Raw genomic sequence first — 18,700 nt, 5'->3', positions numbered from 1 at the left:
GTGGTGCCGTGTCGGCGCAGCACCACCCCTGCCGGGCGTTCGGCCGGGTTCGCCGTGTGCTCGGGGTGGTATGCGCTTTCAGGAACCCGGGTGTGCTCGTTCGACGATCGACGTCAGGTTCAGGCCCGTCGGCAGGGTCCCGAACGACGCTCCGTGGTCGCCGCCCAGGCGGGACGCGCAGAAGGCGTCGGCCACCTCCGGCGGGGCGTGCCGGACCAGGAGGGAGCCCTGGAGCACCAGTGCGAGGCGCTCCACGATCCGTCGTGCGCGGCCCTCGACGGCGTCCAGGTCGGCGAGTTCGGTGAAGAGGTCCTTCACGGCGCGGTCGAGGCGGTGGTCGGCTCCGTGGGCCCGGCCGATCTCGGTCAGGCAGGCGTCGAGTGCGCCCGGCTCGCGCTGCAGCGCCCGGAGCACGTCCAGTGCCTGAACGTTTCCGGCGCCCTCCCAGATCGAGTTCAGCGGCGACTCCCGGACCAGCCGGGGCAGGCCCGACTCCTCGACGTAACCGTTTCCGCCCAGGCACTCCGCGGCCTCGACCGCAACGGGCGCACAGCGCTTGGTGATCCAGAACTTGGCGGCCGGCACCGCCAGCCGCAGAAAGGCGCGCTCCTGTTCGCCGCCGTCGTCGCAGGACGCCGCCAGCCTGAGCGTGAGCGCGGTCGCCGCCTCCGACTCGAGCGCGAGGTCCGCGAGGACGTTCCGCATCAGCGGCTTGTCGATCAGCTTCCCGCCGAACGCCTCCCGGTGGGCGCAGTGGTGCACGGCCTGCGCCACCGCCTGCCGCATCAGGCCCGCCGAGCCCAGCGCGCAGTCCAGCCGGGTCGCCGCGACCATCTCGATGATCGTCCGCACCCCGCGCCCCGCCTCGCCGACCCGGCGCGCCCAGGTGCCGGCGAACTCCACCTCGGCGGAGGCGTTGGACCGGTTGCCGAGCTTGTCCTTCAGCCGCTGGACGAGGAAGACGTTGCGGGAGCCGTCGGGCAGCACACGCGGCACCAGGAAACAGGTCAGGCCCTCCGGGGCCTGGGCCAGCACCAGGAAGGCGTCGGACATCGGCGCCGAGCAGAACCACTTGTGCCCGGTCAGCTCGTACGTGCCCGCCTCCGCGAGCGGCCTGGCCTGCGTGGTGTTCGCGCGGACGTCGCTGCCGCCCTGCTTCTCGGTCATGCCCATACCGAAGAGCGCCCCGGGCTTCTGTTCGGCGGGCCGCAGCTGACGGTCGTAGACCGTGGACGTCAGCCGCGGCTCCCACTCGGCGGCGAGCGCGGGGTCGGTCCGCAGCGCCGGCACCGCCGCGTGGGTCATCGACAGCGGGCAGCAGGTGCCCGCCTCCACCTGCGTCCAGACCATGAAGCCGGCGGCCCGGCGGACATGCCCGGACGGCCGGGTCCAGGCCCCGGTCAGACCCGCCGAGACACCCTTGCCGAGCAGCCGGTGCCAGGCCGGGTGGAAGTCGACCTCGTCGATCCGGTGGCCGTACCGGTCGTGGGTGCGCAGCCGGGGCGGGTGCTCGTTCGCCTGCACCGCCCACTCCTGCAGCTGCGCCGAGCCCGCGGCGCGGCCCAGCGCGGACAGCTCCGACCGCACCTCGTCGAGCACGTCCGGACCGGTGTACCGCTCGACGGCCGCCACGAGGGCCCGGTCGGCGGCGAAGACGTCGTAGCCGACCAGGGGCGGCGGCTGGTTCGTCACGGTGTGGGTGGAGGTGCCTGCCATGATGCGAACCTACCCGGGACGGCGGCGCTGATGGCCTCCAGAGTGGCACAGCGGCCCCGCCGGGCGCTCCGGATGCGCCCACCTGCCCCGGAATCCCGATGCGCCCACCGCCCCGGAAGGTGAGGGCGGTCCCGTGCTGCGGATACCTTTGAGCCGTGCAGCCAGCAAGTGAACCCCCCGAGCAACCCGCCGGTCGCCTCCACCGGGCCCGAGCCCTCTACCGGAACGTCTCCAAGCGCAGGACGGCCTGGCTGCTGCTCAAGGACACCGTCAACTCCTGCATGGAGTACCGCATCCTGGGCCTGGCGGCCGAGGCGGCGTTCTTCACGCTGCTGTCGGTGCCGCCGCTGCTGCTCTGCCTCATCGGGCTGCTCGCCTACGTCGACACCTGGACCGGCGCCCACACCATCAGCAGCCTCGAGACCAACATCCTCGACGCCTCCCGGACGGTTCTGTCCGACAAGGGTGTGAAGGAGATCACCGAGCCGATCCTGCACGACGTGATGAAGGGCCGGCCCGACGTCATCTCGCTCGGCTTCGTCTTCGCCCTCTGGTCGGGATCGCGCGCGGTGAACGTCTTCATCGACACCATCACCGTCATGTACGGCCTCGACGGCGTCCGGGGCATCGTGAAGACGCGGATGATGTCGTTCCTGCTGTTCATCGTGGCGCTGCTGATCGGCTCGGTGGCCCTGCCGCTGATGGTCGCGGGCCCCGACGCGGTGGTGCGGGTGCTGCCCTGGTCGGAGACGGGCGTGCAGGTCCTGTACTGGCCGGTCGTCATCGTCCTGTCCATCGCCTTCCTGACGACCCTCTACCACGTGTCCGTGCCGGTCCGCTCCCCGTGGATCGAGGACGTCCCCGGCGCCCTCGTCGCCCTGGCCATGTGGGTCCTCGGCAGCTTCCTGCTGCGCATCTACCTCGTGCACACCATCGAGGGCGCCACGATCTACGGCTCCCTCGCCGCCTCCGTCGCCGTGCTCCTGTGGATCGGCGTGTCGGCCTTCGCCGTGCTCGTCGGGGCGGCCGTGAACGCCGCCATCGACCGGGTCTGGCCCGCCGCGGCCACGGCCGCCGCCCGCGCCGCGAACGAACGGATGCGCGAGGCCCAGGTCGCCGAGTACGTCGCCCGGGCCGCGGTGGCCCGCGAAGCCGACCCCGACGACCCCGACATGCCCTCCGAGTTCCCCGAGCGCTGGTCCCGCTTCCTGCCCCCGGAGGACGTCACGGCCCGCCTGCGCACCCACGCCAAGCACACCCACCACACCCACCACACCCACAAGACCAACGGCAGGGACCCGAACGAGCACAACGGCCGGCCGCCGCACGAGACCGACGAGCGCCATCCGCACGAGGCCAACGGGGACGGGGGCACGGGGCGGCCGTAGGAGGGACCTGGTGGGCTTGGACCGGACTCGGCCGGAAACCGTCCGGTACCTCCGCTCCCGCCCCGCCGCCACGTGTCCGCCGCGTGGTCTCCACCCAGTGGGTGACGCTGCTTTCCACCCCCTTTCCACCCGGCGCTCCACCCGTGCTCCGATCCGCCCGGCACCGCCTCGGACCTAGCGTTTTCGCGTAGGCCGGCGCCGTCCGGCCGCGGAGGCAGCACGCCGGGCGCGGAGGCGGAGGACATGGTGGATACGGCAGACGCACACAGGGCGGACGGACGGAAAAGGACAGCCGGCACGGCCTACGGTCCGCTGCTGACGATCGCCGTCGACGTCCTCCTGCCGCTCCTCGTCTACTACGCCGCCCGCGGACTCGGCGCCGGCCAGGGCCCGGCGCTGCTGCTCGGCGGCGCGCCACCCGCCCTGCGACTGGTGTCCGGTGCGTTGCGGCGGCGCCGGATCGACGGCGTGGACCTGTTCTTCACGGTGCTGCTGGCCGCCGCCGCGTTCGCCACGCTGCTCGGCGGCAGCACCCGCCTTCTGCTGTTCAAGGACGCCGCACTGTCCCTCGTGGTCGGCGGCTGGATACTCGGAACCGGCTTCACCGGCAGGCCGCTGGCCTTCCAGCTGGGCCAGCGGCTGCACCGAGGCCCTGCGGTCGGGGCACGGGCCGGCATATGGCGGGACTCCGCCGAGTTCCGCCGGGCACTGCGAGCCCTGACCGTGCTCTGGGGCGCCGAGCAGCTGCTCGACGGCGCCCTCGGCACACTGGCCGCCGCCACCCTGCCCACGGACGTCGTGCCGCTGCTCGCCCGGGTCCTCTCGCTCCTTCTGCTCGTCCTGACGGGCGTGGCCACCGCCGCCTGTGCCCGCCGCTTCCGCACCCGCCACGGCCTCCCGCTGTTCGGCGCTCCTGACAGGGGAGCCGGTGTCGGCGACCGCACACAGGCGCGGCAGCCGACGAGGAACGACCGCATACGCACGCCGGCGGCCCCGGAGCCTGCGCCGGCCTCACCCCGGAACGGGCCGGGCCGGAGCCGGAGCTGAACGCGGTCGGGCTGATCGGGGGAGTGGGGCCCGGCGTCGTCGGCGACGTAGGCTGGCTCCCGTGTACAGGGAGCGTGCGTCCCGGCTGACCGGCGCGGTCGTGTGGACGAACATCCCGGACGGGGCCGGGGACGGGCGACCGGTGCTGCCCGACGGCTGCATGGACCTGCTGTGGAGCGAGGGCCGGCTGCTGGTCGCGGGCCCCGACACCCGCCCGTACGTCCCCGGGGGCCGGCCGCGCTCCTGGGCCGGCGTCCGCTTCTTCCCCGGCACCGCTCCCGCCCTGCTCGGCGTGCCCGCGCACGAACTGCGCGATCTGCGTGTCGAGTTGGCCGACCTCTGGCCCGCGGCCCGGGTCAGGCGGCTGCGGGAGAGTGTCGAGGCGGCGCCCGACCCGGCGACGGCACTGGAGGGCATCGCCCTGGACCGGGCGGCATGGACCACGGCACCCGACCCGCTGCTGCACCGGCTGGTGGAGCGGCTGGACGAGGGCCGCCCGGTGTCCGCCACGGCCGCCGAACTGGGCGTCGGCACCCGTACGTTGCACCGCCGCTGCCTCGACGCGTTCGGCTACGGTCCCAAGACCCTGGCCCGCATCCTGCGCCTGCAACGGGCCCTGGCGCTGGCCCGCTCCGGCACGCCGTACGCGGAGACGGCCGTACGCTCCGGGTACGCGGACCAGCCCCACCTCTCGCGCGAGGTACGGGAGTTGACGGGCATGCCGCTCGGGCGGCTACTCGGCGGCGGGTAGCGGGGCGAACAGGTCGACGCCGTTGCCGTCGGGATCGTGCACGGTGGCGTACCGCTGGCCCCAGAACGCGTCCCACGGCTTCAGCTCCCCGTGGTAGCCGGCGTTCACCAGGTCCTCGTACAGGACGTCGACCTCGGCCGGGGACTCGCACCGGAAGGCCAGTCCGACGCGGCCACCGCCGCCCTCGGGCGGCTGCCAGCCGGAGTGGAAGGAGCGGACGGTCTCCTCGGTGTCCAGAGCGAAGACCAGCCCGCCGGGCAGCTCGGCATCGACGTGCGGCTGCCCCTCGGAGCCCTCGGGGAAGACGAGTCCGAGGCGACGGTAGAAGGCGAGCGCGGCGGCCATGTCGGACGTCACCACGCCGATCAGAGCGAATCGTGGAGTCATGCCGTCACCGTAGGCGGGCGGTCACATGCCGGTCTTGAAGGAATCGGACACCCTGTCCAGAGGGCCTCGCGCTCTCCCGCGTCCCCGCGTTCCCCCTCAGCCGAAGGTCACTGGGCCGTTCGGCGTGTCCACGGTGAAGGACAGCGTGGCCGGTCCCGCGGTGAGGGCCAGGCCCGTGTCCAGAGCCGCGAGCGGGCCGCGCAGCTCCTCCGGGTCGGGCACCGTGGCGGAGACCTCCAGCAGCGGGGTGACCGGCAGGCCGGAGGCCGCGGGGTGGCGGGAATCGCCCCAGTCGATCAGAAAGGGGACCAGACCGGAGGGATGCGCATGGCCGCCGTCGGTCAGCCGCCACCGCAGCACGGTGCCGTCCGGGGTCCGCCGGCTCATCGGCTGCGCAGGTCCGGGATCGTAACCCCGTTCACGCGCCGTCGTGATCGCCGCGTCCAGGTCGGGCGGGCTGATCGCCCAGGTCAGCGTGCGCGGCCGGGTCAGCCGGTCGACCCCGAACGGCCGCGGACCGAAGGGCTCGGGCTGCTCGGGGTCGGGGCCGAGGATCTCCAGATAGCTGCGGCCGCCCAGCCCCACCAGATGGTTGCGCGTGCCCAGGCCGGGATGCGCACCGCCGGGCACGGGCGTCACCCCGGTCCGCCGTGCGAAGTCGGCGACCGTCGCCGCCAGATCCGGCGTGGCGAGGACGAGATGGTCCAGGAGCGGGGGAACGGCGTTCATGCCCGGCGAGGCTACGGTCACCGGCCCCGCGCTTCAAGGGAGTTGGCGCGGACGGGGGCGGCTGCGGCCCAGGGCCGGTCGCATGGCCGTGCGCATGCCGCTCTGCACCCGCACCACGGGCTACCGCCACGACTCCATCCCGGACGCAGCCGCCGCCGTGCGCTCGCTCGGCCGGTTCGCCGTCGAGCACACCGAGGACCCCGCGAACCTCGAACGGCCGCCGGCGGGGAGCGGCTCGCACGGTACGTCGGGTCGGGCGACGGGCTTCGCCGAGGCGCACGCGGCGGCCTGCAGCGGGTACGGCCGGCTGTACCACGGCGAGCTCCTCGGCGCCCGTTTCGTACAGTTCGGTTCGTGGGTGTGCGCCGGGGGCTCCGGGTGGTCGGACACCGCGCGCCACGGACCCGTCCCGGTCGGCTCCTGCTCACCGTCGTCCCGCTGCGGTACGGCCACCCTGAGCGCCGGCCGGTGGTCTCCGTGGCGGAGCCGGGGTCGGCCCTCCTCGTCCCAGGTCACCGCCTGGATCGCGGTCTTCCGGCCGAGCGGGCAGCGGGGCCCGTGCGCGGTGAAGCACGGGAAACCGTTTACGTAACGCTCGGCCGGCGTCGGCGGGGTCGGCTAGCCCCGCACCCTCGGCGGCCGCACCGAGTTGCGTACGACGACATGGGTGCCCAGCACCAGGTGCTCGCCGTCGGCGCCCTTCCGGCGGCCCGCGCCGCCCTCGCGCCGGTCCGCCACCGCGCGCAGCGCCACGCGGCCCATCTCCTCGTACGGCACGTGCACGGTGGTCAGTTGGGGAGTCAGCTGCGAGGCGAGGGGGATGTCGTCGTAGCCCACGATCGAGACGTCCTCCGGCACCCGCAGACCGGCCGCGCGCAGGGCCTGCATGGCACCGGCGGCCACCACATCGGTCCCGGCGAGCACCGCGGTGAAGTCCGGCGTCTCGTGCAGGGCGGCCTCGACCGCGTCGTAGCCGTGCGCGTCGTCGTACGGGCCGTGCCGCACCAGACCCGGGTCGAACGGCACGCCGTACGCCTCGAACGCCCGCTGCGCCCCCCTCAACCGGCCCTGGGCTGTGGTGAGTCCGGCCGGTCCGGGCAGCATGAGGACGCGCCGGTGGCCGGCCGACAGCAGATGGCTGGCCATGGCGTAGGCGCCGCCCTCGTTGTCGTAGTCGACCGTCGTGGCCGGGACGTCGCCCTCCAGGGGCGGCCTGCCCACCAGGACGAGATGGGATCCGGCCGCGTCCAGGGAACGGGCGAAGCGGGCCATGCGCAGCTGGTACTCGTCGTAGTCGTACGCGCCGCCGAGCAGCACCACGGCGGCCACGCCCTGCTGCCGCATGAGGTTGACCAGCGCGAGCTCCCGCTCCGGGTCGTCGCCGGTCGTGCCGACCAGTGACAGCCAGCCGCGCAGCGCGGCGGCGCCCTCAACTCCCCTGGCGACGTGGGCGAACGCGGCGCCGGTGATGTTGTTGATGAGGATAGCCACCGTCGGGGTGCCGCCGCCCGCCAGCGAACGGGCGTGGGCGTTGGTGACGTAGTCCAGGTCCCGGACGACCCTCATCACCCGTCGGCGCAGCTCGTCCGAGACCGGGTAGTTGCCCGACAGCACCCGCGAGACGCTCGCCACGGAGACACCGGCGCGCTCCGCCACGTCGCGGATGGTCGCCCGGCCGGCCTCGCTGGGCGCCTTGCGCTGACTCACCGTTGCGGCTCCTTCGACGTCGGGGTGCGTCTCCCACCTGCCCGGGTCCCGCCCGTGCCGGCGCGGAAACCGTATCCCAGGGTTACTCCGGGCCGGCCGGCCTGTGGACAACCGTCCTCGCTCCGGGTCGGCGGGCCTGTGGACAGCCGTCCTGCCGGGGGCATCAGGCGACCCGGGTCAGATCCGCGTGCCGCACCTCGTGCAGCGGAGCAAGGCCCGCGGCCAGCCGCTCCAGCTCCGCCACGACGATCGTGCCGAGGCGTTCCAGCTCGTTGCCGAGCGAGCCCGCGATGTGCGGGGTGAGGAAGACGTTGGGCAGCCGGTACAGGGGGGAACCGGCGGGCAGCGGCTCGGGCTCGGTGACGTCGAGGACGGCGCGCAGACGTCCCGAGACCAGTTCCTCGGTCAGCGCCTCGTGGTCGACCAGTGCACCGCGCGCGGTGTTGATCAGCACACCCCCGTCGCGGAGGAGGGCGAGCCGGGACCTGTCGAGCATGTGATGGGTCTCGGGGATGTCGGGGGCGTGCAGGCTGACGATGTCGCTGCGCCGCAACAGCTCCTCCAGCGACAGTAGTTCGGCACCCAGCGCGGCGGCGTCGGCGGGGCTCACGTAGGGGTCGTGCAGCAGGACCGTCAGGTCGAACGGTCGCAGCAGCTCCATGAGCCGGCGGCCCACGCGGGAGGCGCCGACGACCCCGACGCGGCGGCCGAGGTTTCCGGTGCCCGCGGTCTCGGCGGGGTTCGGCTGGGCATGGGTGCGGCGGTAGCGCTCGCGGTGGTCGAAGGCGTCCTTGCCGACCAGCAGGATCATCGCGAGCGTGTACTCCGCCACCGGCACGGCGTTGCCGGTGACCGCGCTGGACACGGTGACCCCGTGTTTCCACAGGGCCTCGCCGACCAGGGAGCGGACCGAGCCCGCGGCGTGCAGGACGGCACGCAGCTTCGGCACGGTGGTCAGGACGCCGGCGTCCAGGTGCGGACAGCCCCAGCCGGTGATCAGCACCTCGGCCGTGGCCAGGGCGCCGGCCACCGCGGGATCGGCGAAGTCCCGTACGACGAGCTCCGTGTCGATGTCGGCCGTCCGCCGCAGCCGGGCCATGAGCGGCGGGGGGAGGAGCAGCGGCAGGTGTACCGGATCCATCGCGAACACGGCCCGCGGCGGTTGAGGGCTGGGCATGGCTCTCCTGGGAGGGAAGAGGAGGCAAGGGGGTGGAGCTGGTACCTGAATGCTGGGGCGGAAACCGTTTCAGAAAGCGCCTTCTACCGTATGTCTGCCGGGAAGTGGAGGTCAATCGGTACGGGCGGGAAGCGGGAGTCACGGCGTCCCTCTCGCGCTTCCGGCGTGTACGCCGACGTGGTGACGGAGGACGGGATCGTGGATCGCGGAGGAGTGGTTCCCGCTCAGGCGGGGTTGTCGACTCGGCTCCGCCCCCAGTGCCGAAATCGGTTTCTGCGTTTTCGGGACGGTGGACCGGTCGGCTCGGGGGGGCGGGGTCGAGGCGCGGGGCCTGTGCGCCCGCGATACGGCTCAGCCGGCCGTTCCGCCGCGCAGGCCGGGGGTCCGTCCGGCGGCCGGCGGTGCGACGGCTGCGTCCGGTCCGCAGGTCGGCCGGCCGTCGCGCACCTCCAGGCGCGCCGCGCGGACGACCGACCGTGGCCGGACGGATCGTCCCCGTCCGCCGTGAGGTACCACGGCACCGCTTCCGACGCGCCCTGCTCGAGGGCCATGCGTGGTGCCCCCCGGGCTCCTCGGCCGGCAACTGGTCCGGCTCCCGCGCCCAGTTCGTCGGGTCGGCGGACCGGTGGACGGACAGGCTGTGGTCTGTTCCCGCGACCCCCTGGCCCGCAGCACCACCGAGTTCGACGAGGTGAGCATCACCCCCATGTAGACACTCCACGATCGGAGATGCACCGGATGAGCCGCAACAGCTTCCTGACCAACCACAACGACGCCTGCATCACCAACTACTGGGCCAGCTGGGACCTGTGCAACATGGCCTCGGCCATGGCCATCGGGATCCTCACCGACGACACCGCCAAGTACGACCAGGCCGTCACGTACTTCACGTCGCGAAGTACAACATCGGCCAGGACGTCCCCTACATCACCTACACCTGGGGCAGCGGCCAGACCTGCACCCAGCAGTCGCAGATGGTGATCGGCTCCGGCTCCCGCGGACAGGTCCGCCCCGTGTGGGCGATGCTCCACTTCCACTACAACCGCCGTCTGTACCTGGACGACAAGTACATCTCGGCCATGTACTACAACCTCGTCGCCCCCGAGGGCGGCGGCGGTGACTACGGCTCCACCAGCGGCGGCTACGACCAGCTCGGCTTCGGCACCCTGATGTACGCCAAGTGGCCGCCTTACGCAAGGTGGCGGGTTCGTCACCGTCCGTACCGGAGTAGCCCGAACGGCCCTCCCGCGCGCCCGTGCGCCGGAATACCGGACGCTCTTGTGGTGCTCTGATGTTGCACGGTGCACGAGTGCGCGGCGAAGGGCTGGTGGGCGATGACGGCAGACCAGGCGAACCCCGAGGTCAGACCCGAGGTCAGGACGCCGTACGGGGCCGTACGCGGCCGGTACGAGCAGGGCGTCGCGGTGTTCCGGGGCATCCCCTACGCCGCCCCGCCCTTCGGCCCCCGGCGGTTCCGTCCGCCCGAGCCGCCCGAGCCCTGGGACGGGGTGCGCGACGCAGGTGCCTTCGGGCCCACCGCGCCGAAACCGCCGTACTCCGAGGCGTTCGCCCAGTACCTGTCCGACCCGGAGATCCCCGGAGACGACTGCCTCAACCTCAACGTATGGACCCCCGAGCCGGGCCCGGGCACCCGCCTCCCGGTCCTCGTCTGGCTCCACGGCGGCGCCCTGACCAGAGGATCCTCCGCCGTGCCCGTGTACGACGGCGCCGCCTTCGCCCGGGACGGCGTCGTCTTCGTCTCCGTCAACTACCGGCTGGGCGTCGAGGGCTACGGGCTGTTCCCCGACGCGGTCCCCAACCCCGGCCTGCGCGACCAGCTCGCCGCCCTGCGCTGGGTGCACGAGGCGATCGGCGCCTTCGGCGGCGACCCGGACCAGGTCACCCTGTGCGGCCAGTCGGCCGGCGCCATCAGCGCCGGCGCCCTGCTCGCCGCACCCGCGGCCCGGGGCCTGATCCGGCGCGCGGTGCTGCAGAGCGGCCCACCGGAGGCGTCCGAACGGGACAAGGTACGGCGGATGGTGCGCCGCATGGCCACCCGGCTGAAGATCCCCGCCACCGCCGAGGCCTTCGCCGCCGTCGACCGCGACCTGCTGCTGCGCACCCAGGCCGAGGTCGGCCGGCTCAGCAGCCCGGTCCTGGGCGGACCCGCGTTCGGCGTCGTCGTGGACGGCGACCTCGTCCCCCGCGACCCGCTCCAGGCCCTGATCGACGGCGATGCCGCCCCGGGCGTCGACCTCCTGATGGGCTGGACCCGCGACGAGTACCGGCTGTGGCTGGTACCCGGCGGACTGCTGGAACGCGTCGACCGGCTCGGCCCCGTCGCCCTCGCCGGAGCCATGGCCCGCTGCCGCGCCGGCCACGAGGTGCCCCGCGGCTACCGCGCCCTGCACCCCGGCGCCGGCACCGCCGAGATCGTCGGCCAGATGGTCACCGACCACCTGCTGCGCCTCCCGCTGCACCGCCTCGCCGACGCCCGCCCCGGCACGTCCTACCTGTACGAGTTCGCCTGGCCGTCCCGCCTTCCGGACCTCGGCGCCTGCCACGCCCTGGAACTCGGGTTCGTCTTCGACTCCGGTGACCTGCCCGAGTCGAAGAAGCTGGCGGGTGAGGGCGCCCCGCAGGAGCTGGCCGACGCGATGCACACGGCCTGGGTGCGCTTCGCGACGACGGGGGATCCCGGCTGGCAGGGCTGGGACGCGTCCCATCCGGTGCGCATCTTCGGCGAAGGCGAACCGCATGTCGCATACGGCCCACGGGATGCGGAAATCGCTCTCTGGTCGGCCGCCACCACCGTCCCCGAACCCGCCCCCGCCTCGGACATCCGGGCGCCGGGAGCGGAGTGGGCGGCGGCGGTACGGCGCTTGCGGCGCTCGGTGGAAGCCCGGCTCCGGTAATTGCATACCGTCGCCGGTCGCCGGTCGCCGGTCGCCGGTCGCCGGTCCGCCCCGCCTCACCCCCTGACGGCCGCCACCGAATCCCGCACCACCACATGCGTGCCCAGCAGCAGATGCTCGCCGGGGGAGTCCGCGGAGTGGCCCAGGGCGGTGCGCACCGCGAGCCGGCCCAGCTCCTCGTAGGGGACGTGCACCGTCGTCAGCGCCGGACGCAGGTCACGGGCGAACGGTATGTCGTCGTACCCGGCCAGCGACACGTCCCCCGGCACGACCAGTGCCGATGCACGGCTCCCGCGCATGCCCCGCATGCCGTGCGTGCCTCGCGTGCCCGGACATGGGCCGGCCGCGCCGCGGCGGGCTCGGGGGCGACAGGGGGGCCGCTCAGTCCGTGCCCAACGCCTGCCTGATCGACGCGATCGCCTCGGGCCCCACCCGGCAGCACCCCCCGATCAGCTTCGCCCCCGCGTCCCGCCACGTCTTCACCTGGGCGGCGCCGAAGCTCGTCCGCCCCCTCCAGGCGCGCGCCTCGGCGTCCCAGGACTCGCCGCTGTTGGGATAGACCACGACCGGCTTGCCGGTGACCCGCGCCGCGATCTCCACCGCGGGTTCCACGTCCTGCGGAGCACAGCAGTTCACCCCGACGGCGATCACCTCGTCCATGTCGGCGGCCAGGGCGAAGGCTTCCTCCAGCGGCTGTCCGGCCCGCGTGTGCCGACCGTCGACCGTGTACGACAGCCACGCCGGCACCCCCAGCCCGCGCACCGCCCTGAGCAGCGCGGCGCCCTCGTCGGCGTCCGGCACCGTCTCCAGTGCGAGGACGTCCGGCGCGGCGGCGGCCAGCACCTCCGTCCGCGGCCGGTGGAAGCGCTCCAGCTCGTCCACGCTCAGCCCGTACCGGCCCCGGTACTCGGAGCCGTCCGCGAGCATCGCGCCGTACGGCCCGACCGAGGCCGCTACCCACAACGGCCGCTCGACGCCCGCGCCCTCGGCCTGCCGGGCGGCCTCACGGGCGAGGTCCACGCTCAGCGCGAGCAGCCGCGCGGCGTCGTCGTGGCCGATGCCGCGCCGTGCGAAACCCTCGAAGGTGGCCTGGTAGCTGGCGGTGATGGCCACGTCCGCGCCCGCCCGGAAGTAGGAGAGATGCGCCTGTGTCACCGCTTCCGGCCGCTCGGCGAGCAGCCGCGCCGACCACAGCTCGTCGCCGAGGTCGTGCCCGTCCGACTCCAGCTGGTTGGACATGCCGCCGTCGAGCACGACCGTCCCGGCGGCGAGGGCGTCGGCGAGGCTGGGGGAGGTGTTGCTGGTCATGCCACGACGCTAGTCGACGCGGACGGCGCCCCGCGATGAGTCCTCGGGCGTCCGACGGTCGTAGGTCGTACGGTCGATTCCGTCACTGAGGAGGACTTCTCATGCGCAGCGTGACCTATTCGATGAACGTCTCACTGGACGGCTACATCGTCGGACCGGACGGCAACTTCGACTGGACGGCGCCCGACGAGGAGGTCTTTCGCTCCTGGATCGACGAGATCCGGCAGGTCGGCGTCCACCTGTTGGGACGACGGCTGTACGAGACGATGCTGTACTGGGAGACCGCCGACCAGGATCCGTCGCTCGACGCCTCCATGCTCGAGTGGGCCGCGCTCTGGAAGCCGCTTCCGAAGGTGGTGTTCTCCACCACGCTGTCGGCGGTGCAGGGCCATGCCCGCCTGGCCTCCGGCGGCCTGGCGGAGGAGATCGAGCGGTTGCGCGCCGAGCCGGGGGAGGGCGACATCGCGATCGGCGGAGCGACCCTCGCCGCCGAGGCGGCCGCGTCGGACCTGATCGACGAGTACCGGGCCAGGGTCCACCCGGTGCTGGTCGGCGGCGGCATTCCGTTCTTCCCCCGGCACGAGCGCCGGGTGGATCTCGAACTCGTCGAGACCCGCACCTTCAGCTCGAAGGTCGTCCACCTCCGCTACCGCGTGGCGCGCCAGGCGTGTTGACCTGAAGCATTGTTCACATCACGTACGCCTGCAACGGAGGGACGAACCAGCGGTGGACACGCGGAACATGAACCGACCTCAGGCGAGCAGGTCGACGGCGTCGATCGCGGTGCCCGCGCTGAGATAGCCCGTCGTCCCCGAACCGCTCACTATGTCGATCTTCAGCACGTTGTACTTGCTGGTGTCGGTGAGCCAGGCACTGGCCGGGACGCTGTAGCTGAACGTGTAGTTGTTGCCCCGGTAGGAGCCCACCGTGAGGGACCGGGTGCTCGGCTGGGTGGGCGGGGAGGGGATCGCCGAGGTCCAGGTGTCGTTGACGGTGATCTGCGGCCGGCCGTTCGCGTACGCGGTCGTCACGCCGATCCTCAGGGTGTGCGCGGCGGCGGCCTGCGCGGCGGTGAGCCTGAAGTGGACGAGCAGGCCGCTGTTGACGTCCTTCCACAGGTAGCAGGGGAAGGCGGAGGTCTCGGAACCGCTGCCGATCACCACGTTGCCGGTCCAGGAGGCGGCGCGCACGTCCGAGGGATGCGCGTACGTCATCAGCTCGGCGTTCTTGAAGCCGCTCGGCGTGCCGTCCCAGGCGCCGATCCGCCAGATCGCGCTCGCCTTGGCCGGGTCGTTGGAGGACGGGACGGTGATCGTGTCGAGCGTGGTCGTGGTGCCCGCGGTCACGGTCAGCTGCGTACTGTATACAGCCAACTCGCCCTTGTAGACCGTCAGCGTGTAGGCACCCGGCAGCACGCGGGAGACCGAGAAGTAGCCGTCCGAGGACCGGGCCGCGCCCCAGTACTGCGCCGCCGAGTTCGCCAGCCCGACCGTGTACGCGTACGCCGTGTCCCGCCCCGCGACGCCGACCCCGGCGACCCGGCCCCGGCCGCTGTCGGGGACGTACCCCGTGATGCCCAGTGAGTCCGCCCACGACGTGGTGAGGGTCCCGTGGTGCAGCGCGGACGAGGGCGCGCCACCGTCGGTGAAGGCGATGACGTACGGCCCCTGCAGGCCGTACCGCTCGGGCTCGGTCTGGTTCTCGCCGTAGTAGAGGATCTCGTACAGGCCGCCGCCGTCGGCGCTCTGGTGGCGCAGCAGGGAGCGGTAGAAGGGGCCGCCGGAGGCCTTCTCGTGGTTGCTGCGGACGATCCACAGTCCGACGCTGCCGGTGGTCCAGCCGATGTAGTCGTAGTCGATGACCCGGTGCTTCGCGTAGTGCTTGGAGCGGGTCTGGCCGTCGGACTTGGCGAACACGTCCGAGGCCTCGACGGTGCTGGTGGTGTACGCGTAGGAGTCCGGTTCGTCGTTGAGGAACAGGCCCGCCTTCACGCGCACGATGTACCGGGTGGCGGTGACCGAGGAGTCCGCCTTGTTCGTCCACAGGTAGATGTTGTTCTCGCCGCTGCGGGCCGCGTAGTAGTGCCGCAGGGTGCCGTACGCGACGGATACCAGGATGGTCGACCCGGACTGCTCCAGGGTCACCGTGGAGGTGCCGAGGCCGGATTCGACGTGCGAGTTCTTGCCGCCGTAGCCCTGGTACTCGGTGCCCTTGTACACCAGCGAGGTCAGGTCGCCGTCGGTCTTGCTGACCTTGAAGACGAGGTCGGCGCCGGTGTCGACGACGTAGTTCGAGCCGTCGTCGCTCCAGCCGAACCCGGCCGCCGCCGCGGAGCCGGCGAGCGGGCCGGCGAGGGCCGCCGAGGCGGTGGCGGCGGCGGAGCCGAGGACGAAGGCGCGGCGGCGGACCGTTCTGCTTCCGGACCCGTACATGGGGGCTCCTTCGCAAGTGTGGGGGTGCGGGTGTTGGCAGGGTGACAGTTGAAGGGAATTCGCGAAAGGGCTTGTGTATGTGGGTACTTGGCAGTCCAGCGAATTCAGGCCTAGGTCTAGAAAGCGCCTGCTCGAACAGGTGCGGTCTCGGGTCGGCCGATGTCGATCGACGGAGGAGCCGCCCATGAGACCTGTCGGAACCGCCGTGCTGGTGGCGGCGGCCCTCGGCGCCACGCTGACCGCGACCCCCGCCCAGGCCCACGGCGCCCGGCCCCCCGGCATCGAGAACTGCACCGCGACCGCCTGCCACTTCGACGTCCCTCCGGGCACCTACGACGTGACGGTCCGGCTCGGCGGCGAGACGGCGTCCAGCGCCGGCGTCTCGGGGGAGCCCCGACGCTCGCTGCTCCCGGAGACCGCCGTCCCGGCCGGCGAACACCTCACCCGCAGCTTCACCGTGAACGTCCGCACGCCCGAGGGCGAGCCGACCGGCCCCGAGGGAAGCCCCGGCCTGGACCTGACGCTCGGCGGCTCCGCCCCCGCCCTCGCCGGCATCCGGATCACCCCGGCCGGGCACGCCCGCCAGATCATCCTGATCGGCGACTCCACCGTGTGCGACCAGCCCGCCCACCCCTACTCCGGGTGGGGCCAGCAGCTGCCGCAGTACCTGCGCAGAGGCCTGTCCGTCGCCAACTGCGCGGACGCCGGCGAGAGTACGGTGACCTACCTGGCGGATCCGCGGCTGTGGGCCGCCGTGCGGCCGCTGATCCACCCCGGGGACCTCGTGCTGGTCCAGCTCGCCCACAACGACAAGACCACCGACGAGGCCACCTACCGGGCCAACCTGGAGACCCTGGTCGCGGGTATCCGGGACAAGGGCGGCGAGCCGGTGCTCGTCCCCCCGGTCGTCCGCCGCTGGTTCAACGCCGACGGCACTCTGGACAACAACACCGCCCTGCTGGTCAACGGCCTCGGCGTCGACCTCCCGGCGGTGGTGCGCTCCGTCGCCGCCGCCGAACACGTCCCGCTGATCGACCTCACCGCGAGGACCAAGGCGCTGGTGGAGTCCCTCGGCCCGGAGGGCTCCAAGGCGATCTACCTCTACAACGAGAAGCACGACAACACGCACACCTCCGTGCACGGCGCCACCGCCTACGCCGGCCTGGTCCGCGACGGACTCCTCGCCCTGCATCTGGTGCCCGAGGGCGCCGTGCGGGTGGGATGAATCCCTGGGGCGCCCCGACCGGAACCGGGGCGCCCCAGGCCCTGTCGCCACACTCCCGCCTGCCCCGCCAGGAAGGAAAGGCCCCGTGATCGAACTGCCCGCCGACGACCGCGTGTCGAGCCCGTACACCGGATACACCCGCGCCCACTGGGAGGCCGCCGCCGACGCCCTGCTGGCCGCCGTCGAGCCCTGCGCCACCCCCGACCGCGCCCTCTACCACCTCCCCGGCGACCACGTGAGCCATGCCGGGCACCTGTCCGACGGCCTGGAGGGATTCGCCCGGACCCTGCTGCTGGCCGCCTTCCGCCGCGACGAGGCCGCCCTCGGCCGCTATGCCGACGGTCTCGCCACGGGTCCCGGCGGGGTCTGGCCGCGCATCGAGGACCACAGCCAGCCACTCGTCGAGGCCGCTTCCGTGGCGCTCGCCCTGCGGCTGACCCGGCCGCTGCTGTGGGACCGGCTCGACGACTCCGTACGGCAGCGCACCGCCGACTGGCTGGCGGACGCGCTCGGCGCCGAACCCTGGCCGTGCAACTGGGAGTTGTTCCCCGTCACCGTCGGCGGCTTCCTGGCGGAGATCGGCCACCGGCCGGAGGCGGCGCGCAAGGCGATCGACCGCGGCCTGGAACGGATCGAGGGCTGGTACCTCGGCGACGGCTGGTACACCGACGGCGACGGCCGGAAGTTCGACTACTACAACGGCTGGGCCATGCACCTGTACCCGGTCCTGCACGCCTGGCTGGCGGACGACGGTGAACTGCTCTCTGTGTACGGTCGACGGTTGTCGCGCCACCTGGCCGACTACTCCCGCCTGTTCGGCGGCGACGGCGCCCCCCTCCGCCAGGGCCGCTCCCTCACCTACCGCTTCGCGACGACCGCCCCGCTCTGGCTCGGCGCACTGATCGGGCAGTCCCCGCTGACCCCCGGCGAGACACGGCGTCTGGCCTCCGGCGCGCTGCGGTACTTCCTCGACGGCGGCGCGGTCGACGAGCGCGGCCTGCTCCCGCTGGGCTGGCTCGGCCCCGACGAGTCGCTCGTGCAGAGCTACTCGGGACCGGCCTCTCCGTACTGGGCCGGCAAGGGGTTTCTCGGTCTGTTGCTGCCTGCGGAGCACGAGGCGTGGACGGCGAGGGAAGAGCCGGGCCCGGCCGACCGCGCCGACGAGGTACGGCCCGTTCCCGCCCCCAACTGGCTGCTGCAGAGCACCCGTTCGGACGGGGTGGTCCGGCTGCACAACCACGGCAGCGAGGACGTCCGCTACGACCCCTACTACACCCGGCTCGCCTACTCGACCGCGACCGTGCCCGACCACGTGTCGTACGACAACAGTGTGATCGTCGGCGGCGATCCGAGCCGCACCGGGATCGAGCCGCTCGGCACGGGTGAGGGGTGGATCGCCTCCCGGCACACCGTGGCGGGCGGGATCACCGTCACCAGCCTGGTGCTGGCCGAGGGCGCGGTGGAGGTACGCGCCCATCTCGTCGCCGGGGCCGAGCCGGGCACACCGGTGCGGATCACGGGATGGCCGGCCCCCGACGGGCTGCGCGCCGAACTCCTGCCGGTCTCCGGCCTGTCGGAGGAGCTGACGGGGGAGACCGGGCCGGGCGGGGCCGCGCTGTTCGTGGCCCTCGCCCGGCTCACCGGCGAGCCGGACCCCCAGCCCCTCACCGAGTTGGTGTCGGTGCGGGTGGGGGAGGAGCACGAGGTGGACGTCCGATGGGTGTCCGGCTCCACGAAGCGTTTCGTGTTCAGGGCTTCAGGCGGGCGATCCGCAGGCTCGTCGTGGTCGGTGGCGCCCCGGTGAGCGGTCCGGCGCGGGCCGGGGTGACGGGCGCGTAGGCCCAGGTGGGGGTGGGGTCCCAGAGCACGGCGAGGTCACCGGTGATCCGCGCGCTCATCATCTTGTCGGCACCCACGA

At 72.9% G+C, this 18,700-nt stretch carries 16 protein-coding genes and 2 pseudogenes; 9 read left to right on the top strand and 9 right to left on the bottom strand.

Annotation, left to right across the window (positions count from 1 at the left end; all coding sequences use genetic code 11):
- Positions 1-78: 78 nt before the first annotated feature.
- Positions 79-1,716: an acyl-CoA dehydrogenase family protein gene (locus ACFYZB_RS22260; RefSeq protein WP_388761228.1), complete on the bottom strand. Its 1,638-nt coding sequence runs from the start codon at positions 1,714-1,716 to the stop codon at positions 79-81.
- Positions 1,717-1,871: 155 nt separating this feature from the next.
- Between ACFYZB_RS22260 and ACFYZB_RS22255 the strand changes: the two genes are divergently transcribed.
- The 3 genes from ACFYZB_RS22255 to ACFYZB_RS22245 all read left to right on the top strand — a co-directional run bounded on the left by ACFYZB_RS22255 (position 1,872) and on the right by ACFYZB_RS22245 (position 4,902).
- Positions 1,872-3,104, top strand: coding sequence for a YihY/virulence factor BrkB family protein (locus ACFYZB_RS22255; protein WP_388761225.1), 1,233 nt, complete (start codon positions 1,872-1,874; stop codon positions 3,102-3,104).
- A 243-nt stretch (positions 3,105-3,347) separates the two neighbouring features.
- The gene (locus ACFYZB_RS22250; RefSeq protein WP_388761222.1) at positions 3,348-4,151 is read left to right on the top strand and encodes a VC0807 family protein; all 804 of its coding nucleotides are present in this window, start codon (positions 3,348-3,350) and stop codon (positions 4,149-4,151) included.
- A gap of 61 nt (positions 4,152-4,212) precedes the next feature.
- Positions 4,213-4,902, top strand: coding sequence for a helix-turn-helix domain-containing protein (locus ACFYZB_RS22245; protein ID WP_388761219.1), 690 nt, complete (start codon positions 4,213-4,215; stop codon positions 4,900-4,902).
- On the opposite strand, the gene ACFYZB_RS22240 is transcribed toward ACFYZB_RS22245, so the two are convergent.
- On the bottom strand, positions 4,885-5,289 hold the full coding sequence (locus tag ACFYZB_RS22240) for a VOC family protein (protein ID WP_388761216.1): 405 nt from the start codon (positions 5,287-5,289) through the stop codon (positions 4,885-4,887). The two genes, ACFYZB_RS22245 and ACFYZB_RS22240, sit on opposite strands and share 18 nt — an antisense overlap.
- A gap of 96 nt (positions 5,290-5,385) precedes the next feature.
- Positions 5,386-6,018, bottom strand: a complete 633-nt coding sequence (locus tag ACFYZB_RS22235; protein ID WP_388761213.1) for a VOC family protein — start codon at positions 6,016-6,018, stop codon at positions 5,386-5,388.
- 82 nt (positions 6,019-6,100) lie between these two features.
- Here ACFYZB_RS22235 and ACFYZB_RS22230 point away from each other — a divergent pair, with 82 nt between their 5' ends.
- On the top strand, positions 6,101-6,610 hold the full coding sequence (locus ACFYZB_RS22230) for a hypothetical protein (protein WP_388761210.1): 510 nt from the start codon (positions 6,101-6,103) through the stop codon (positions 6,608-6,610).
- A gap of 26 nt (positions 6,611-6,636) precedes the next feature.
- Here ACFYZB_RS22230 and ACFYZB_RS22225 read toward each other — a convergent pair whose 3' ends face one another.
- Both ACFYZB_RS22225 and ACFYZB_RS22220 read right to left on the bottom strand, forming a co-directional pair.
- Complete coding sequence (locus ACFYZB_RS22225; RefSeq protein WP_388761207.1) at positions 6,637-7,725, bottom strand: LacI family DNA-binding transcriptional regulator; 1,089 nt, start codon at positions 7,723-7,725, stop codon at positions 6,637-6,639.
- Between the two features lie 163 nt (positions 7,726-7,888).
- The gene (locus ACFYZB_RS22220) at positions 7,889-8,902 is read right to left on the bottom strand and encodes a hydroxyacid dehydrogenase (protein ID WP_388761204.1); all 1,014 of its coding nucleotides are present in this window, start codon (positions 8,900-8,902) and stop codon (positions 7,889-7,891) included.
- A gap of 747 nt (positions 8,903-9,649) precedes the next feature.
- Between ACFYZB_RS22220 and ACFYZB_RS22215 the strand changes: the two are divergent.
- Together ACFYZB_RS22215 and ACFYZB_RS22210 are read left to right on the top strand one after the other, a co-directional pair.
- Positions 9,650-10,083 (top strand): annotated as a pseudogene (locus ACFYZB_RS22215) (hypothetical protein); the annotation flags it as partial.
- A gap of 153 nt (positions 10,084-10,236) precedes the next feature.
- Entirely contained in the window at positions 10,237-11,817 is a 1,581-nt protein-coding gene (locus ACFYZB_RS22210) for a carboxylesterase/lipase family protein (RefSeq protein ID WP_388761201.1), read from the top strand.
- A gap of 56 nt (positions 11,818-11,873) precedes the next feature.
- Here ACFYZB_RS22210 and ACFYZB_RS22205 read toward each other — a convergent pair.
- Positions 11,874-12,098 (bottom strand): annotated as a pseudogene (locus ACFYZB_RS22205) (substrate-binding domain-containing protein); the annotation flags it as partial.
- Positions 12,099-12,198: 100 nt separating this feature from the next.
- Positions 12,199-13,125: a homocysteine S-methyltransferase gene (mmuM, locus tag ACFYZB_RS22200; protein ID WP_388761198.1), complete on the bottom strand. Its 927-nt coding sequence runs from the start codon at positions 13,123-13,125 to the stop codon at positions 12,199-12,201.
- 101 nt (positions 13,126-13,226) lie between these two features.
- Here mmuM and ACFYZB_RS22195 point away from each other — a divergent pair, with 101 nt between their 5' ends.
- Positions 13,227-13,799: a dihydrofolate reductase family protein gene (locus ACFYZB_RS22195; RefSeq protein WP_388761195.1), complete on the top strand. Its 573-nt coding sequence runs from the start codon at positions 13,227-13,229 to the stop codon at positions 13,797-13,799.
- Between the two features lie 78 nt (positions 13,800-13,877).
- On the opposite strand, the gene ACFYZB_RS22190 is transcribed toward ACFYZB_RS22195, so the two are convergent.
- On the bottom strand, positions 13,878-15,557 hold the full coding sequence (locus ACFYZB_RS22190; RefSeq protein ID WP_388761193.1) for a rhamnogalacturonan lyase B N-terminal domain-containing protein: 1,680 nt from the start codon (positions 15,555-15,557) through the stop codon (positions 13,878-13,880).
- A gap of 184 nt (positions 15,558-15,741) precedes the next feature.
- Between ACFYZB_RS22190 and ACFYZB_RS22185 the strand changes: the two genes are divergently transcribed.
- Together ACFYZB_RS22185 and ACFYZB_RS22180 are read left to right on the top strand one after the other, a co-directional pair.
- Positions 15,742-16,782 carry a rhamnogalacturonan acetylesterase gene (locus tag ACFYZB_RS22185; protein ID WP_388761190.1) on the top strand — a complete coding sequence of 347 codons (1,041 nt, stop codon included), beginning with the start codon at positions 15,742-15,744 and terminating at the stop codon, positions 16,780-16,782.
- A gap of 88 nt (positions 16,783-16,870) precedes the next feature.
- Positions 16,871-18,586: a DUF2264 domain-containing protein gene (locus ACFYZB_RS22180; protein WP_388761462.1), complete on the top strand. Its 1,716-nt coding sequence runs from the start codon at positions 16,871-16,873 to the stop codon at positions 18,584-18,586.
- Here ACFYZB_RS22180 and ACFYZB_RS22175 read toward each other — a convergent pair.
- The gene (locus ACFYZB_RS22175; protein WP_388761187.1) at positions 18,531-18,698 is read right to left on the bottom strand and encodes a hypothetical protein; all 168 of its coding nucleotides are present in this window, start codon (positions 18,696-18,698) and stop codon (positions 18,531-18,533) included. The two genes, ACFYZB_RS22180 and ACFYZB_RS22175, sit on opposite strands and share 56 nt — an antisense overlap.
- Positions 18,699-18,700: the final 2 nt, after the last annotated feature.

The sequence above is a fragment of the Streptomyces sp. NPDC001852 genome (assembly GCF_042891825.1).
Classification (GTDB): domain Bacteria; phylum Actinomycetota; class Actinomycetes; order Streptomycetales; family Streptomycetaceae; genus Streptomyces.
The sequence above is the reverse complement of the archived record's forward strand: the minus strand, read 5'-3'. Positions and strand labels throughout refer to the sequence as shown.

Excerpts from the sequence above, each read along its gene's own strand:
- ACFYZB_RS22260 (WP_388761228.1), bottom strand. The coding sequence starts at position 1,716 with ATGGCAGGCACCTCCACCCACACCGTGACGAACCAGCCGCCGCCCCTG.
- ACFYZB_RS22250 (WP_388761222.1), top strand. The coding sequence starts at position 3,348 with ATGGTGGATACGGCAGACGCACACAGGGCGGACGGACGGAAAAGGACA.
- ACFYZB_RS22240 (WP_388761216.1), bottom strand. The coding sequence starts at position 5,289 with ATGACTCCACGATTCGCTCTGATCGGCGTGGTGACGTCCGACATGGCC.
- ACFYZB_RS22235 (WP_388761213.1), bottom strand. The coding sequence starts at position 6,018 with ATGAACGCCGTTCCCCCGCTCCTGGACCATCTCGTCCTCGCCACGCCG.
- ACFYZB_RS22230 (WP_388761210.1), top strand. The coding sequence starts at position 6,101 with ATGGCCGTGCGCATGCCGCTCTGCACCCGCACCACGGGCTACCGCCAC.
- ACFYZB_RS22220 (WP_388761204.1), bottom strand. The coding sequence starts at position 8,902 with ATGCCCAGCCCTCAACCGCCGCGGGCCGTGTTCGCGATGGATCCGGTA.
- ACFYZB_RS22210 (WP_388761201.1), top strand. The coding sequence starts at position 10,237 with ATGACGGCAGACCAGGCGAACCCCGAGGTCAGACCCGAGGTCAGGACG.
- mmuM (WP_388761198.1), bottom strand. The coding sequence starts at position 13,125 with ATGACCAGCAACACCTCCCCCAGCCTCGCCGACGCCCTCGCCGCCGGG.
- ACFYZB_RS22195 (WP_388761195.1), top strand. The coding sequence starts at position 13,227 with ATGCGCAGCGTGACCTATTCGATGAACGTCTCACTGGACGGCTACATC.
- ACFYZB_RS22190 (WP_388761193.1), bottom strand. The coding sequence starts at position 15,557 with ATGTACGGGTCCGGAAGCAGAACGGTCCGCCGCCGCGCCTTCGTCCTC.
- ACFYZB_RS22185 (WP_388761190.1), top strand. The coding sequence starts at position 15,742 with ATGAGACCTGTCGGAACCGCCGTGCTGGTGGCGGCGGCCCTCGGCGCC.